The 14327-nt window shown below is 69.8% G+C and carries 18 protein-coding genes; 11 read left to right on the top strand and 7 right to left on the bottom strand.

Features of this window, described 5'->3' with window-relative positions:
- Positions 1 to 26 precede the first annotated feature (26 nt).
- From AC5L36_RS42740 to AC5L36_RS42715, 6 genes are all read left to right on the top strand, one after another.
- Positions 27 to 1133: an SCO family protein gene (locus AC5L36_RS42740; protein WP_441224482.1), complete on the top strand. Its 1107-nt coding sequence runs from the start codon at positions 27 to 29 to the stop codon at positions 1131 to 1133.
- Positions 1134 to 1422: 289 nt separating this feature from the next.
- Positions 1423 to 2322 carry a methyltransferase domain-containing protein gene (locus tag AC5L36_RS42735; RefSeq protein WP_441224481.1) on the top strand — a complete coding sequence of 300 codons (900 nt, stop codon included), beginning with the start codon at positions 1423 to 1425 and terminating at the stop codon, positions 2320 to 2322.
- Entirely contained in the window at positions 2319 to 2744 is a 426-nt protein-coding gene (locus AC5L36_RS42730) for a hypothetical protein (protein ID WP_441224480.1), read from the top strand. The genes AC5L36_RS42735 and AC5L36_RS42730 overlap by 4 nt, the downstream gene beginning before the upstream one ends.
- Before the next feature lie 2 nt (positions 2745 to 2746).
- Positions 2747 to 3334, top strand: a complete 588-nt coding sequence (locus AC5L36_RS42725; protein WP_441224479.1) for a recombinase family protein — start codon at positions 2747 to 2749, stop codon at positions 3332 to 3334.
- A gap of 48 nt (positions 3335 to 3382) precedes the next feature.
- A complete protein-coding gene (locus tag AC5L36_RS42720; protein ID WP_441224478.1) occupies positions 3383 to 4345 on the top strand; it encodes an NADP-dependent oxidoreductase in 963 nt (320 codons plus the stop codon).
- Positions 4346 to 4414: 69 nt separating this feature from the next.
- Positions 4415 to 5005, top strand: coding sequence for a hypothetical protein (locus AC5L36_RS42715; protein WP_441224477.1), 591 nt, complete (start codon positions 4415 to 4417; stop codon positions 5003 to 5005).
- A gap of 37 nt (positions 5006 to 5042) precedes the next feature.
- Here AC5L36_RS42715 and AC5L36_RS42710 read toward each other — a convergent pair whose 3' ends face one another.
- From AC5L36_RS42710 to AC5L36_RS42695, 4 genes are all read right to left on the bottom strand, one after another.
- Positions 5043 to 5714 carry a Crp/Fnr family transcriptional regulator gene (locus AC5L36_RS42710; RefSeq protein ID WP_441224476.1) on the bottom strand — a complete coding sequence of 224 codons (672 nt, stop codon included), beginning with the start codon at positions 5712 to 5714 and terminating at the stop codon, positions 5043 to 5045.
- A gap of 115 nt (positions 5715 to 5829) precedes the next feature.
- Positions 5830 to 6282: a Rieske (2Fe-2S) protein gene (locus tag AC5L36_RS42705; RefSeq protein ID WP_441224475.1), complete on the bottom strand. Its 453-nt coding sequence runs from the start codon at positions 6280 to 6282 to the stop codon at positions 5830 to 5832.
- A 14-nt stretch (positions 6283 to 6296) separates the two neighbouring features.
- Positions 6297 to 6848: a DUF6529 family protein gene (locus AC5L36_RS42700; RefSeq protein ID WP_441224474.1), complete on the bottom strand. Its 552-nt coding sequence runs from the start codon at positions 6846 to 6848 to the stop codon at positions 6297 to 6299.
- Positions 6845 to 7525 carry a RodZ family helix-turn-helix domain-containing protein gene (locus tag AC5L36_RS42695; RefSeq protein WP_441224473.1) on the bottom strand — a complete coding sequence of 227 codons (681 nt, stop codon included), beginning with the start codon at positions 7523 to 7525 and terminating at the stop codon, positions 6845 to 6847. Before AC5L36_RS42695 ends, AC5L36_RS42700 begins: the two co-directional genes overlap by 4 nt.
- A 177-nt stretch (positions 7526 to 7702) precedes the next feature.
- On the opposite strand from AC5L36_RS42695, the gene AC5L36_RS42690 reads away from it, so the two are divergent.
- Complete coding sequence (locus AC5L36_RS42690) at positions 7703 to 8287, top strand: RICIN domain-containing protein (RefSeq protein ID WP_441224472.1); 585 nt, start codon at positions 7703 to 7705, stop codon at positions 8285 to 8287.
- A 2-nt stretch (positions 8288 to 8289) separates the two neighbouring features.
- Complete coding sequence (locus tag AC5L36_RS42685) at positions 8290 to 8826, top strand: COG4315 family predicted lipoprotein (protein WP_441224471.1); 537 nt, start codon at positions 8290 to 8292, stop codon at positions 8824 to 8826.
- A gap of 65 nt (positions 8827 to 8891) precedes the next feature.
- Here AC5L36_RS42685 and AC5L36_RS42680 read toward each other — a convergent pair whose 3' ends face one another.
- Complete coding sequence (locus AC5L36_RS42680; RefSeq protein WP_441224470.1) at positions 8892 to 9353, bottom strand: hypothetical protein; 462 nt, start codon at positions 9351 to 9353, stop codon at positions 8892 to 8894.
- An 83-nt stretch (positions 9354 to 9436) separates the two neighbouring features.
- Between AC5L36_RS42680 and AC5L36_RS42675 the strand changes: the two genes are divergently transcribed.
- Positions 9437 to 10219 (top strand): alpha/beta hydrolase, encoded by a 783-nt coding sequence (locus AC5L36_RS42675; protein ID WP_441224469.1) that lies wholly within the window; start codon positions 9437 to 9439, stop codon positions 10217 to 10219.
- Between the two features lie 4 nt (positions 10220 to 10223).
- On the opposite strand, the gene AC5L36_RS42670 is transcribed toward AC5L36_RS42675, so the two are convergent.
- Positions 10224 to 11144 carry an aminoglycoside phosphotransferase/kinase family protein gene (locus AC5L36_RS42670; protein WP_441224468.1) on the bottom strand — a complete coding sequence of 307 codons (921 nt, stop codon included), beginning with the start codon at positions 11142 to 11144 and terminating at the stop codon, positions 10224 to 10226.
- 354 nt (positions 11145 to 11498) lie between these two features.
- Between AC5L36_RS42670 and AC5L36_RS42665 the strand changes: the two genes are divergently transcribed.
- On the top strand, positions 11499 to 12098 hold the full coding sequence (locus AC5L36_RS42665) for a hypothetical protein (protein WP_441224467.1): 600 nt from the start codon (positions 11499 to 11501) through the stop codon (positions 12096 to 12098).
- Between the two features lie 9 nt (positions 12099 to 12107).
- Here AC5L36_RS42665 and AC5L36_RS42660 read toward each other — a convergent pair whose 3' ends face one another.
- Positions 12108 to 13043 (bottom strand): LysR family transcriptional regulator, encoded by a 936-nt coding sequence (locus AC5L36_RS42660; protein WP_441224466.1) that lies wholly within the window; start codon positions 13041 to 13043, stop codon positions 12108 to 12110.
- Positions 13044 to 13184: 141 nt separating this feature from the next.
- On the opposite strand from AC5L36_RS42660, the gene AC5L36_RS42655 reads away from it, so the two are divergent.
- Positions 13185 to 14210 (top strand): SDR family oxidoreductase, encoded by a 1026-nt coding sequence (locus AC5L36_RS42655; RefSeq protein ID WP_441224465.1) that lies wholly within the window; start codon positions 13185 to 13187, stop codon positions 14208 to 14210.
- Positions 14211 to 14327: the final 117 nt, after the last annotated feature.

Raw genomic sequence — 14327 nt, 5'->3', positions numbered from 1 at the left:
TCAGCGGGAGCCCGCGCGAGGCCTCGATGACGGACACGGAGGTCGCCGCCCTCGTCGACAGCCTGCGTCACGCCTCGCACGGATCGGACGGCCTCACGGCGCTTCTGCCGGAAAACCTGCCCATCTATCACGGACGCAGCGCCGCCGAGATGAACCGCATACGCGGCTATCTGCTCGCCGCCTTCGCCGACACCGGGCTTCCCGACGGGGCCCTCCCCTACGTGATCGAGTCTCTGGAGACCGGGCACGATCCCTACGAGGTCGCCGGCGCGGCGATAGGTTTGCGCGGCTTGACACCGCCACCCGCGACCGCCGTGAGGTCACTCCTGCGAGCCGTCGACAACCTCGCCGGCGCCGACGCGACGGTCAGCTTCGAGCGCTACAAGCCCGTCTGGCCGTACACGCAGCCGACGACGGCGCTGACCGAGGTCGTCCGCACCCTCGGCCACCTCGGCGCACCGGCCCGGCCCGCACTGGAGGTCCTGGCCCAGCGGTCCGACCGGTTCTCCGCCCCGGTACTGCGGGAGATGCGGCGCGTTCTCGACCGCGCGGATGCTCGGCCCGCACCGGCTGGTGGGCCCGCCACCGGTCACTCCTGTTGCGCCGGCCGAGCGTCCCGCGATCAGGGAGAGAACACCGCCGCACTGGCCGCCATGCTGGAAGACCAGGACGGGCAACCGGAACGCTTCGAGGAGTTCTTCCGTGGCAAGCCCTCCGTCGTCGCGTTCTTCTACACGCGGTGCGACAACCCCTACAAATGCTCGCGGACGATCACACAACTCGCCGCGCTGCAACGTCGCGTGCACGAACGAGGGCTCGCCGAATCCGTAAACCTCGCCGCGCTCACCTACGATCCCGAGTTCGACCTGCCGCATCGGCTCAAGCGTTACGGCAGCGATCGCGGCATGCGGTTCGACGAACGTGCCCGCTTCTTCCGCGCGACCGCCAACTTTCCGGCGATCCGGCAACGGCTCGACCTCGGGGTGAACTACGGCACGTCGACGGTCAACCGGCACCAGACCGAGGTCTACGTCCTCGACCGGACGGCCGACGTCGTGGCCGCCTTCACCCGCCAACAGTGGGACGTAGACGCGGTGCTGGCGGTCGTCGACAACCTGGCGGCCGACGCCTGATGCCACCATCGCCGACGCCAACCACCTGCTGCCACTGACCGAACCCACCGAACTGAGCCGCGTCATCGACGCCTTCTGCCGGTCGTCGACGATCCGCTGAGCCGTGCACCGCACGGGCGAGGTTGGGTGAGTTCCCCCTCACGACGACGCGTCAAGGGGCCTGACCATGAGTTGATGCGCCGGGCCTCGGCGCGCGATGTGGGGTGGAAACGTTGTGGGAACGGGTAACGGTGATGGCGGCAGCGGTGACCGGACACACAAGCCCGCCGCGCGCGGCGGAGCTGACCGCGTGAAAACCTTGTTCGCCGGCGTCGACCAGACCGCTACCGGTCTGCGGGTGGCGATGGCCGACTACCTCGACGCGGCCGCCGCCCACCCCGCGATCCAGCACGTCCGCCACGCCGAACAGCGCATGCTCGATATCCGGGCCGGCGAGCGGGTACTCGACGCTGGCTGCGGCCTCGGCGAGGTGGCCAGATCCCTCGCGGCCGTGGTCGGCCCCGCCGGCCGCGTGGACGCCGTCGACACCTCACAGACCCTGCTGGAGCACGCCAACCGTCGGCTGCGCGAACAGCCACTGCCGCCCGGCGCCAGCACGGTCAACTACTACCACGGCGACCTGCGCCGGCTCGACACGCCAGACGGATCCTTCGACCTCGTCCGCTGCGAACGCGTCCTGCAACACCTGGCCGACCCCGACGCCGCTGTCGCCGAACTGGTCCGGGTCACCCGGCCCGGCGGCCAAGTGTCGCTTGTGGACACCGACTGGCAGTCGCTGTCGATCGAAGGCGTACCGGCGGATCTGTTCGCCCGGTTGGCCGCCCGCATGCGGCAGGGTCCGATGACCGCGTGGCACACGATGGGCCGCACCTTGCGCGCCCGGCTCCTGGACGCCGGCCTCGTCGACGTCCAATGCCGCCCGGTGACCGCCTGCTTCGTCGGCCGCGCCGACGCGGCCCCGGTCGTGGGCCTGCTCGACGTGGACATGCTCGCCACGATCCTGGCCACCACGTCCGGCAACGGCGTCGGGGACGACGACACCGACCTGGCCAGCGAGTGGCGTGACGCCGTCCGGCTGGCCGACCAGCGAGACCGGCTCCTCACCGCATTGACCATATGGGTCGTCGTGGGGCGTAAGCGGCCCGAAACGGCCGCCGGTACGCGGACACGGGAAACGGGGAAGCGTTGACGACCACGCCGGAGCCGGCTGGGCGGATCGGGTTGGAACCCTCGGGACAGCAGGCGCGCGCGGTGTTGACCGCGGCGGCTGACTACGTCGCCGGATTCCTCGACCGGCTCCCGCAGGCACCGCTGTCGGACCACACCCAGGGCGCCGGTGTACTCGCCGACGAGGCCGTACGGCGCCCACCGCCGGCCGAGGGGCGGCCGTTGGCCGAGCTGCTCGCAGTGCTCGACCGCGCCGCCGGCCCGGGGTTGAACACCGCCAGCGGCGGCCAACTGGCCTTCGTTCCGGGCGGTGGGCTGCTCAGCGCGGCGGTCGCCGACCTGCTGGCGGATGTGCTCAACCGGTACACCGGCTATGCCTTCGCCGCCCCCGGCCTCGTGGCACTCGAGCACGCCGAAAGCGTGGCCTGGCCCGCGCGGGGTTGACCGTGGTGACGTTGCCGGCCGATCCCCGTCGACCCGTGCGGATCGGGTACGGCCGCGTGCCCAGACGTGAGGACACCGATGCCCAGGACGAGGCGCTCGTGGCCGCCGGCTGCGACCGCGTCTTCGTCGACAGGGCGTCTGGCAAGCTCGCCCGCCATCCCGAGCTGCGTAAGGCGTTGCGGTGCATCCGTCCCGGCGACCAACTCGTCGTGACCCGGCTCGACCGACTCGCGCCATCGCTGGAAGACCTCGTGCGACTGTGCGCCGAGCTACGAGCACGAGAAGCCGAACTGGTCGTGCTCGACCCAGGTTTCGACACCTCGACGGTTCGCGGACGGATGCTCTACGAGGTCCTCGACGCGATCGCCGAGTTCAACCACACACACAGGTCAGAACGCACCAAGGACGGCCTGGCCGCCGCCCGTGCACAGGGCCGCACTGGAGGACAGAAGCCCACGCTCAGCCGCCAGCAGGTCCAGACCGCCCTCGCGATGTACGAATCCGGCACGCATACCGTGGGCGAGATCGCCGCCAAGTTCGGTGTCAGCCGACGGACCATCCACCGGCACATCGGGAAGCTCTCCGATTGAGTGTTTTCCCCCTCACCGCGCCCCGGCCGTTCCACGACCATGAGTCTGATGTCGCAGACACCCACCATTGAGCTCCCGCGTCCTGGGACCCCGCTGACCGGCACGATGCGTGCGGTCCTGGCGCGGTCCTTCGGCGGCCCGGATGTGCTGGAAATCGCCGACGTGCCACGCCCGGTGCCCGGTCCGGGCGAGCTGCTGGTGAAGGTAATGGCGGCTCCGGTCACGCCGGTCGACCTGGACATGCGCTCGGGTGAGCTGAGCTCACTGCTCGAGCCGCGGGACGCCTACCCGCTGGGCCGGTGCGCGTCCGGCACCGTGGCCGCGCTCGGGCCGGGCGTCGACGGCTTCCGCGTGAACGACCGCGTGATCGGCATGGTCGGTGACCTCAACTCGGCGTCGGCGGCGCAGGCGGAGTGGGTGGTCCTGCCGGCATCGGCGACGGCGCACGCCCCGAAGACCGTTTCCGCTGTCCACGCTTCGACCATCCCGCTCAACGCGTTGACCGCCCACCAGGCGCTGGACGTGCTCGACCTGCGTCCCGGGCAGTCGGTTCTGGTCACCGGGGCGACGGGCGCTGTTGGTGGGTTCGCCGTGGAGCTCGCCGTGCGGCGCGGCCTCAAGGTGTACGCGTTGGCCCGTGGGTCCGACGAGGTTCTGGTCCGAAATCTGGGTGCGCATCACTTCGTGCCGAGAGGTGGAACCCTGCCGTCCGATGTGGATGGTGTCCTGGACGCCGCCGTGCTCGGCGCCCAGGTGATGCCCGCGGTAAGAGACGGGGGCCGGTTCGTGGCGCTCGTGTACGGCGGGGCGCCGCAACCAGCGCGGGGTATCGCCGTCACTCTGATGTGGACCCGCGCGGACGGGGCTCGACTCGCGTCGCTGGTCGACGCCGTCGACGCGGCCGCGCTGACGCCGCGTGTCGCCGGCATCTACACCTTCGACGCGGTGGCCCGGGCCCACGAGCGGTTTGCCCAAGGAAGGCTTCGTGGTCACCTCGTCCTGGTGCCGTAGGCACCGCCCGGGATCAGGCATGCTTCGCGTCAGCCGGTCCGAGCAGTGTCAATTGATGAGGAGTGCCAGTTGTCCAGCAGCGCTACGAAAACTCAGCGTTGGCTCAGTGCGGCCGCCGCGGGTATCGTCCTCGCTTTCGGGCCCGCGACCAGCGTGCGGGCCGACGTGCGTCCGCCCGCGGGCGGCGAAGGCGCCGTTCCTCTCGCAACAGCGATCGTCTTCACCGGCGGATCCGGCGTGCCTATGGCTGGACGGATGGAAGTACTGCGCGAGGGCATATTCGCGGGTGCGGTGATCACTCAGACCTCTGGAGACAGCGACGGCGACCCTCTGTACTCGCTGAGGTGGGGTCGGTTGCCGCAAAGCTACACCGGTCCGAACGCTCACAGATATCACCAGTACCGCCACCTCTTTACCGGTGGATGCCTCGCCCACTCCGGCACGCTCCTGCTAGTCAAGAGCTGCCAATGGTATGACGACAGCCAGTGGTGGGCAGTTGTCCGCGAGCCGTCGGCTTTCCCTGCGTCCGCCAACCGGCACGTGCTGATTCCGTGGGATGCCCCGCTCATGGCCGCTACCGCGATGTATGGCGCGGTGCAGCTGACCGCCCACACCGGCCAGCAGGCCTCGCAATGGGTGTTCGTCGGTTCGACCCCGTAGCGTGCCGGTCGTCGCTGACTCCGGGGCGGTCCGGTGACTACCGGGGGTGTCTGGTTGCGCGGACCCGTAGTGAGTCCATGTCCAGGACGCTGGTGGACAGCCGGCCGGTGCGGATCCAGCCCTCGCGGCGCAACGCGGCCAGTGCTCGGGTGACGGCCTCTCGGGAGGAGCCGACCCAGTCGGCGAGGTCGTCCTGGGACAGTGGCAGGGTGATCCGGATGGCGCCGGCCTCGTCGTCGGTGCCGAACCGTTCGGCCAGCTCCACCAGCCGGGCCGCCACCCGGGCGGTGGAGTCGTATGCGGTGAACTCCAGCCGTTTGCGGTCGGCGTCGCGTAGCCGGTCGGCGAGGGTGCGCATCACCAATGCGCGCACGCGCGGGTGCTGTTCGAGGTAGGACTCGAAAACCGGTGAGGTCATGACCAGCGCATCGGTCTGCTCCAGGGCGTGCACGCTGGCAGATCGAGGGTTGTCGTTGACGACCGCCATCTCACCGAGCAGCGCGCCCGGTCCGCAGATGGCCAGCAGCGCATGCGCACCGGAGCGGTCCTGCGAAGAGATCTTCACACGTCCGCTGAGCAGTACCGCCACCCACAGCGACGCGTCCGCCTCGCGGATCAGTAACTCACCGCGCCGCCACCAGCGAAAGATGCTGCGTTCACGGAAGGCGGCACGTTCAGCCTCCGACAAGCAGGACCAAAACTCGCTCATAACGGCGTCCCAAGTTGTACCAGCGGCAGAGCACAATAAGCTCGTCGCGACTCCCGCGACCGCGTTCCATGCTCGTCGGCGGCGACCCACCGTCACATCGGTGAGATCACCCAACTCAGGGCAGCCGGATCGTCCCGTCCACCACGGAGATCGCCTTCGGCGGCAGTGGTTTTCTGGCCGGGCCGCTCGCGACGCTGCCGTCGGTCACGCGAAACGTGCTGCCGTGGCACGGGCAGTTGATCGTTCCACCGGACACGTTCTCGACGGCGCATCCGGCGTGCGTGCACACCGTGGAGAAGGCTTTGAACGTGCCGGCCGCCGGTTGCGTGACGACCACCTTCTCGTCGGCGAAGATCTTGCCGCCACCGACCGGGATGTCGGCCGCCTGGCCGATTTCCTTGCCGCCCTTGGCCTGCGGGGTGCTACCCGCGCCGGTCGGAGGTGTCTCGGCGGCGGGCTCCGGTGCGGATTCGGCCTCGCCGCCGTATACCGTGCATCCGGCGCTCAGCGTAAGCCCGGCTGCTCCGGCGCCGGCGAGGAAGGCTCTGCGGGTTCGGTCGGCGTGCATCGGAACTTCCCTCCTCAGAACTCGACGCCGGTCGTCGAGAAGAACCAGAACGACGATGTGAGCCACAGGCCGGTCAGGGCGGTGAAGACAAGGCCGCCGACGACCGGCAGTAGCCAGCCGGGCAGGTTGCGTTTGGGCAGGACGAGCATCTTGACGGTGAAGGCGCCGCAGAAGAAGCAGCCCAGGATCGAGTGCGTGGCCGTCCGCAGGTCGTAGGTGGAAAAGCCCACCGTGTAGAGGCAGTGCACGATGACGGGTAGGGCGAGCAGGAACGCCAGCCGGCCGGACCAGCGATGCACGGGCGCCGCCCACGACGGCGAACGTGTCCACATCAGGCGAGCGGTCACCAGCTGCACCACGGCGAACACGGCCGAAAGCGTGGCGGTCCACACCTTCGCGGTGAGCAGGCTGGAAAAGCCGGCGACGGCGACGGCGACTCCGGTGCCGGTGTGCAGCTTGCCGTACACGCCGAGCGCCACGCTCACGCCCGCGCCAATGGCGAGTGGGATGAGCCAGGCCGCGGGGCGGGAGGGTTTGGCCTGCGTGTCCTTGGCCGCCTGGCTCATCGCTGACCGCCTTGGAGGTAGTCGGCGGTCAGCGGCACGCCGTCGATGGTCACCGCGCCGGTCGCCGGGTCGATCGCCGCGGCGGGCTGCGGCACGCCGTCGCGGGTGACCAGGCCGACCTGGGAACCGTCCGGCAGCACGATCCAGCCGCCCACCACCTTCGCGTTGCGGACCGTGGCCGTGGCGCGGTAGAGCCCGGACGGCTTCTTCACCGCCGGTGCCGTGAACGTGTACGTGGTCTTGTCCTGGCTGACCGTTCCCTTGGCCTTGCCGCCGCCGAAGGTGCCGGTCAACGTGGTGCCATTCGCGCCGGACAGAGTGATCTTGCCGTCGATCGCGGTGCCCTCCAGCCACATCTCACGCTTGCCGTCGCAGACGTACGCGATCGCGACGCCTTCCTTGACGGAGATCGCGACGGACGCCGCGCCGCCGTCGGTGCGCCCGGCCCAGACCGCGGTTACCTTCTCGGCGGCGGCCGTCGGGGATGCGGCGACCACTGGCGGCGCGGTGTCGACCACCGGCGGCGCCGGCGCCGTCGTCGGCGACTGCACAGGCGGAGCCGCCTGCTGAGCCGGCGGCTCGGGCTGCGAATTGTTGGCGTAGGCGCTGGAGATGAACACGCCGGCGGCGACGGCAGCGCCGACGACCAACGTGATCAGCGGAGTATTCCGTTTCACACGGGCAGCACAGCATCGAGAGCATCGACTGTCTGTGTCTTTCTACCTACTGTCCGGGTGACGACCGTCTAATGTCATGAGCCAGGCCGGCGCGGCGGGCGGGTTGTGACCTCGCCTACCCGGCTTGTGGGTACAACGACATACATTCGTCGGGCTTCGTGCCTCACGGTCCTTGGCATGAAATTCCCTGTCAAGCGCACCCCGGCCACGGTCGTGCTACTGCTTGCGACATGGAGCGGACTGGCGCTGGGGTCAGCCCCCGCGTATGCCGATGTCGACGTGGCCAACCGGGTGGTGACCTCGTTCGCCGACGGCACCGTGTTGCAACCGCGAGCCAACGCCAATGGCGCGGAACTCGTTTTCGTGCCCCGCATCGGCAAAGACAACGCCACACCGGACACCCAAACGTTCACTCAACGCCGCGATCCGACCCGGACGGGCTTCAGCCTGGTGTTCACACCGAGCCTGCCCGGCCGCGACCTGTGTGTCGATGTCACCGGCGACTCCCAGCAGCCGCGGGCGCAGCTGATCCTGCGTTTCTGCGATGGCAGCCTGAGCCAGACCTGGTTTCCGGTCGGCGGGACCACCGGACCGCAGTTCTATCGCAACAGCAACAGTGGCCTCCAGTTTGGTCAGCTGAACGGCAAGGCCGTCCAGAACGCCTTCCCCGACCGCGCCGCGTTGCCGCGTGCCGAGTTCCGGGCGCAGACCAACGCTCTGCTCTCCGCTATTTCGCCGCGCTCATTTGGGCAAGGGAGCTGATGATGACGTCTCTTGCCCGTCGGCTGACCACAGCTGCCGTGATCGCCGCCGCGCTCGCGCTGGGCGCGTGCTCCTCACCGGACACGTCCACCAGCCAACCCACGCCCACCGACGCCGCGGACATCGACCTGCCACCGCCCGGCGTGGCGTCAACAGCCAAGGCAACCGTGCAACCCCAGCAGATCACCCTTGCCCTCGCTCAGACGAAGCTCGGGCTGACTCTCACCACCGGTGGCCTCACCGTCTACCGGTTGGAGGCAGACGGCCACGATCCGGCCAGGTCGATCTGCGAGAACGACTGCCCGGTCAACTGGCCGCCGCTGCTGACCGACGGCAGCGCGATCCAGCTCCCACCAGAAATCGACCCGAAGCTCGTCGGAACGGTGCAGCGCAACGACGGCACCACACAGGTGACCCTCGCCGGCTGGCCGTTGTACCGGTTCGTCGGCGACAAGAAGCCCGGCGATGTCACCGGCGAGAACATCGGCGGCAACTGGTCCGCCGTCGGCAAGGACGGCAAGCCGCTGGTGAAGAAGTAGCGCCGGCGAACTGAGCGAGCGCCTGCGCCGCGGTCAGATCGACTCCGGCGCAGGCGCTTGCGTGCTCAGTCGACGCGGCCGCGGCAGTAGTTGTTCCACTCTCTGATTTCATGGACGACGTTGCCGTAGTCGACTTTCATGGTGAAGTGCTGGACGTTGGGCTCCGTAATCCAGAACCTGAGGTCGGTGCTGTCGCCGGTCCGCATGGCCGCGACCAAGCGGTGTTCGACGCCCTGGTTGCTGGTGCCGGTGTAGGCGGGCCAGGCGGCGACGTCGAACTCGCCGCCGGTCGGGCCGCCGGTGCTCGCCACGGTGACGTCCAATTTCCACCATTGGATGCCGTCGCCGTAGTTGACGGGATCGGGCAGCAGGTCGCAGTGGGCCACAAGCTCTGGTGCCAAGCCCGGTATCTGAGGATCGGCGGACGCTGGCGCGGCCGCGAGCAGGAGTGCGGATGCCGCCGCAGCCGCGGCCAGTCGTGGGAAAAGGCTCATGTGGGCATCGTCGAGGGCACCATGCTCGTCCACTGTGTCGTTTGGCGCAGTACCGGTGCGAGATGCGGCATACGGCTTGTGGGAGTATGCGTGTTCGTGGTCTACGAATGCTGGTCATGACGGCATATCGCGAATCGTCGACGAGCTACGAAGCCGCCGACGGCGGTGAATTGCCCCTGCGGGTCTTCGAGCCAGCCGACGGCACCCGACTCGCGGCCGGCATCGTCTTGTTCCACGGCGGCGCTCTGCGCACCGGATCGGCCGACGATCTGGCCCCGCACTGCCGTCGACTGGCGTCGCGCGGGATCCTCGCGGTGTCTGCCGGGTATCGGCTGCTCGGTCGGGGTGCTGTGCGCATCGACGACTGCGTCGCCGACGTCCGGCGGGCGGTCGAGCACTTCACGGGGCTGGCCGCGTTACACGGGCTCCAGAGGTCCCGCCTGTTCTCGGGCGGCAGCTCGGCCGGTGCGCATCTCGCTCTGGTCGCCGCGATGATCGCCCCTGACAGGCCGGTTCCGGCGCCCACGCCCGGCGTCGCCGGCGTCGTGGCCTTCAACCCGGCGGGCCTGGATCTGCTCGCCTTTTCGCCGCGGCTTCAGCGCTCTACCGAGCAGCGGGCCGGCATCGCCGAGGGACGTGCGATCGAGTACTCGCTCATCGAGTTCGTGCGGCCCGGAAACCCTCCGATGCTGATTCACCACGGCACCGACGACGAGGTAGAGCCGATCGACCACGTGCGGCGGTTTCGGGACGCGATGGTGCGGGCCGGCAACGAGTGCATACTGCGCGAGTACGAAAACGCCGCGCACGCGTTCCACTACCCCGGCCGTAGCCGCCACTTCGACGACGTCATCGACGCCACGGCCTCGTTCCTCTTCGATCGGATCGCAGCGACCTGAGCGTTTATGCGTTAGCCCGGCGGAGGCGTTCGGCCGCCTGCGCCCGCAGCGCATCGCCGCCCGCCGGGCTGCCACCGCACAGTGCCATCTCCCGCGCGTTGTACGCGGCCATCCACAAGCTGGCCGCCCACGCGACCTCCAGCTCCACGGCCGTGAACACGCGTCCTCGAACATCTTGATAAGCCACCAGGAACGCCTCGGAGCTTTCGATCGGCGCCAGCGTGGGCGGCCCGGCGCTGGCGAACGACCCGCCCGCCGCTCCCACCAGCGCCGCCTCCGGCTGCCACGCCAGGCTGTCCCAGTCGTGCACCGCCCACACCTGCCGACCCCGCCACCGCAGGTTCTGCGCCTCGAAGTCGGCGTGGCCGAGCGCGCACGGCAGGCCGGCCGCAAGCAGCCGCCGCCGGGCACGCTCAGCCGTCTGGACAATGTGCTCGGACACGACACCCTGGTCCCGGCCCTCGAGAAAGTCGATCGCCGGCCACAACCCAGAATCGGTGTGGTCCCAACGCACCCAGGGCGGATTCGGCAGCGGCGGCGCCACAGTCACGCCGGTAAGTTCGGCCATCAGCCGGGCGAACGCCTCCGCGCAGCGCACGGCTATGTCCGGCGAGTCCCCGTGCAGCACCTCGCCACCGGGCCGGAACTCCTCGGCGTGCACGGCCAGCGCACCGACACCGACCACCGGCGTGAGCGGCCGGGGACACGCAAACCCGCGCTCGGCCAGCCAGGACTGCGCCGCGAGACACGACGCGGCCCGGCCGTCGTCGGCGCGTGCCTTGACCACGACGTTTCTGCCATCGGCCAACCGCAGACCGAACACCACCGAGACCTGTCGCGACTGGAACAGCACGCCCGCGGGCTCGCCGCCCAGATGGTCAAGACACCAAGCCGGCAACCAGTCCGGCATCTCGTCCAACGGCACCTCAAGACTGTGCCATAGACACCGAACGCACCGGCGGCGAGACGTCTGGCTGGATGGACCATTCCCGCCGGGCGGAAGCTCAGCAAGGATAAACGGTCACGTGGCGTGCTACGCCGCTGACTCAAGGGGAGGCCCAATATGCGTAACGTCAAGCGACTCGTCATCGTCGTAGCCGCCGCTACGGCTACGTTGCTGGCCTGGCAAGCGGCTGCCTCGGCCGCGTCGATGGTCGAGTACGCGCTGCTCTGATCCCGCCGGAGCGCGGCTCGCGGTTGCCACGCCAGGGCACGAAGCCAGGCGTTGGTGTGGCGTACGGGACCGCGGGACGGCCGGCGCGCCGGCATGATGCCAGCCATGACAAAGCGGGTGCCGGGGCGTAGGTGGTATGTGGTGGCGGGCGCCGTCGCCACGGTCGGTGTCGTGGTCGCGCTGGTGGTGCTGGCGACGGGTTTCCGGTCGTGGCTGGACGGATTCCCCGACCTGGGCAGCCGTTTCCGGGACGGTGAGTCGGTGCGGGTCGACCTGACGGCCGGGCAGCCGATGGTGCTCTACGTCAGCCCGGACAGCGCCACCACCGACTATCTGTGTACGGGCGAGGTCGCCGGAGTGCCGATCGTGGTCACCGAGGTGACCTACACGTTCACATTCTTCGTTCGCGGGTTTGAGACCTGGGCCGCCCGGTACGAGGTGGAGTCCGCGCGCACCGGGAGCGGGCAGCTCACCTGTTCGCCGGTCAGGGGGCGCGGGGCGGAGCTGCTGGCGATCGGGGAACAGCCCGACAACGGCCGGCTGCTGCGCATCATGGCGACCACGTTCGGACTCGCCGGTGTGGCGGCCGTCGCCGGTATCGGCGCCGGCGGGGTGATCACTCTCGTGACCTGGCGGCGGCGCAAGGCACACCGCGGCGGAGTCGGTGTCCGGAGTGAAGGCGGCCTGCCTCCGAATTCCTATTAGGACGCGGCCTCACCCTTCGCGGCTGGTCGCGGTTACCCCTTCGGGGGCCTCGGCGGCGGCTACCTCGAGCGCGGTGCGCACGAACGCCGCGACCGTGCGGGACCGGGTGCCGGCGCGCCACGCGACCATCACGGTGTACGGGCTGGCGTCGGCGACCGGCCGGTAGACGATGTCGACGCGGTCGTTGGCGGTGGCCAGCGAGCGGGGAATCAGCGCGACCGCCTTGCCGAGCGCGACGACTTCGAGCAGCTGCGCGGGTTCGGCGACCATCGGGGCGTCCGGGCGGCCGCGCAGGGCGGCGCCGGGGATCTGGTCGAGGCCGGCCCAGTAGGCCCGCTCCCGGTCGTTGGCCTCGGGCCACCGCGGCACCGGCCACGGCCACAGGTCGGCGCAGCGCAGCTCGGCACGCCGGGCCAGCTCGTGGCCGCTGGGGAGGGCGGCGACGCGCGGTTCGGTGGTGAGCGGTTCGAGCTCGAGCCCGTGCTCGGCGCAGGGTGAGCTGAGCAGCGCGACGTCGGCCCGGCCGTCGCGGACCATGTCGGCCTGCTCGCGGTAGCCGCTGACCACGATGTCCAGCGGCGGCAGGCCGGGCTGCCGGGCGTACGCCCCGGCGATCCGTTGGAGCAGCCCGGTAGCGAGCCCGGGTTTGGCGGTGGCGGCGAGTGTCGGCTCCGGCACCCCGGCTCGGCGGGTGCGTACGGTCAGCGCGTTCAAGGCGGTGAGCAGCGCGCCCGCCTCCTCACGCAGCGCCTCCGCGGCCAAGGTGGGCTCCACCCGGTGGGTGTCGCGGGCGAACAGCCGCACGCCGAGCTTGCGCTCCAGCCCGGCGATGGCACGGGACAGCGGCGGCTGGGCGATGCCGAGCCGCCGCGCGGCGCGGGAGAAGTTGAGCTCTTCGACGACAGCCATGAAGTAGCGAAGCTCGCGCACCTCGACGTCGCTCATACCCGCTGAGTATAACGAGCCACCCGATCGATCTTTCCGGCCGCGACGCCGGCGCGGATTAATCGAGGGACCACCGACAGCTCCGGACCCGGAAGCTCCTGGCACGCACCGACAGCCACACCGATGTGGAAGGAAACCCTTGTGAACCAAGAGAAAATCCAACGGCGCTCAGTGCTGGGCGGCGCCGCCGCGGTCGGCGCCACCGCCGGACTCGCCACCCTCCCCGGCGTGACGGCGGCGGCCCCGGCACCACCGGCCGCGTCCGGCGGCGGCAAGGTCGTGCTCATCACCGGCACCAGCAGCGGCTTCGGCAACCTGACCGCGCTCACCCTCGCCCGGGCCGGACATCGGGTGTACGCGTCCATGCGCGACACCGCCGGCGCGAACGCGGCGCCCGCCCGTGCGCTGCGCGAGGTCGCGCGCCGTGAGCGGCTCGCCCTCGACGTGGTCGAGATCGACGTGCGCGACGACAGGTCCGTCGAGGAGGGTGTGCGCCGGGTACGCCAGCGGGCCGGCCGCATCGACGTGCTGGTCAACAACGCCGGCTCCTTCCACCCAGCTGTGCTGGAGACCCAGACGATCGCCGACGTGCGGAACGTCTTCGACACCAACCTCTACGGACACCTGCGGATGAACCGCGCCGTCCTGCCCATCATGCGGGCCCAGCGGGACGGCCTGGTCGTCCAGGTCACCACCGCGCTGGGGCGGTTCGTGTTCCCCTTTCTCGGCGCGTACTGCGGCGCCAAATGGGCACTGGAGGCGATGACCGAGACCACCCGGTACGAGGTTTCCCAACTCGGTATCGACGTGGTCATCGTCGAACCAGGTGCTTACTCGACCGACTTCGTCGACCCGAACGGCATCGCGTACTACCGGCAGTACCTTCGGCATCTCAGCCGCGACGACACGCGCCGCCGTACCGGCTATGGCGCGCTCGCCGAGCGGGCCGAATCGCACCTGGTCGAGGACTCCACCGCCGACCCGCAGGAGATCGCCGACACCATCGCCACCGTCTTGCGAACCCCGCGTGGCCAGCGCCCCGTCCGGGTACTCGGACCCGGCGTGCACGACTTCATCGGCGAGCTACACGAGGCGGCCACCCGCGTCCAAGCCGGCATCATGGCCGCCTCCGGCTTCGGCGACCTGACCACCGTAAAGCCGGCTTAGGCGACGTGAGCAATTCCAAACACAAGCGGTAGTGGGTCGATAAGCGGAAGGTAATTGCGTCGACCGGTATTGCCCGGAATTGCACTCCAAGTGGGCGGGCTGCGCCGATGCGCCTTT

This window comes from Phytohabitans sp. LZ39 (genome assembly GCF_059359075.1).
The sequence above is the reverse complement of the archived record's forward strand: the minus strand, read 5'-3'. Positions and strand labels throughout refer to the sequence as shown.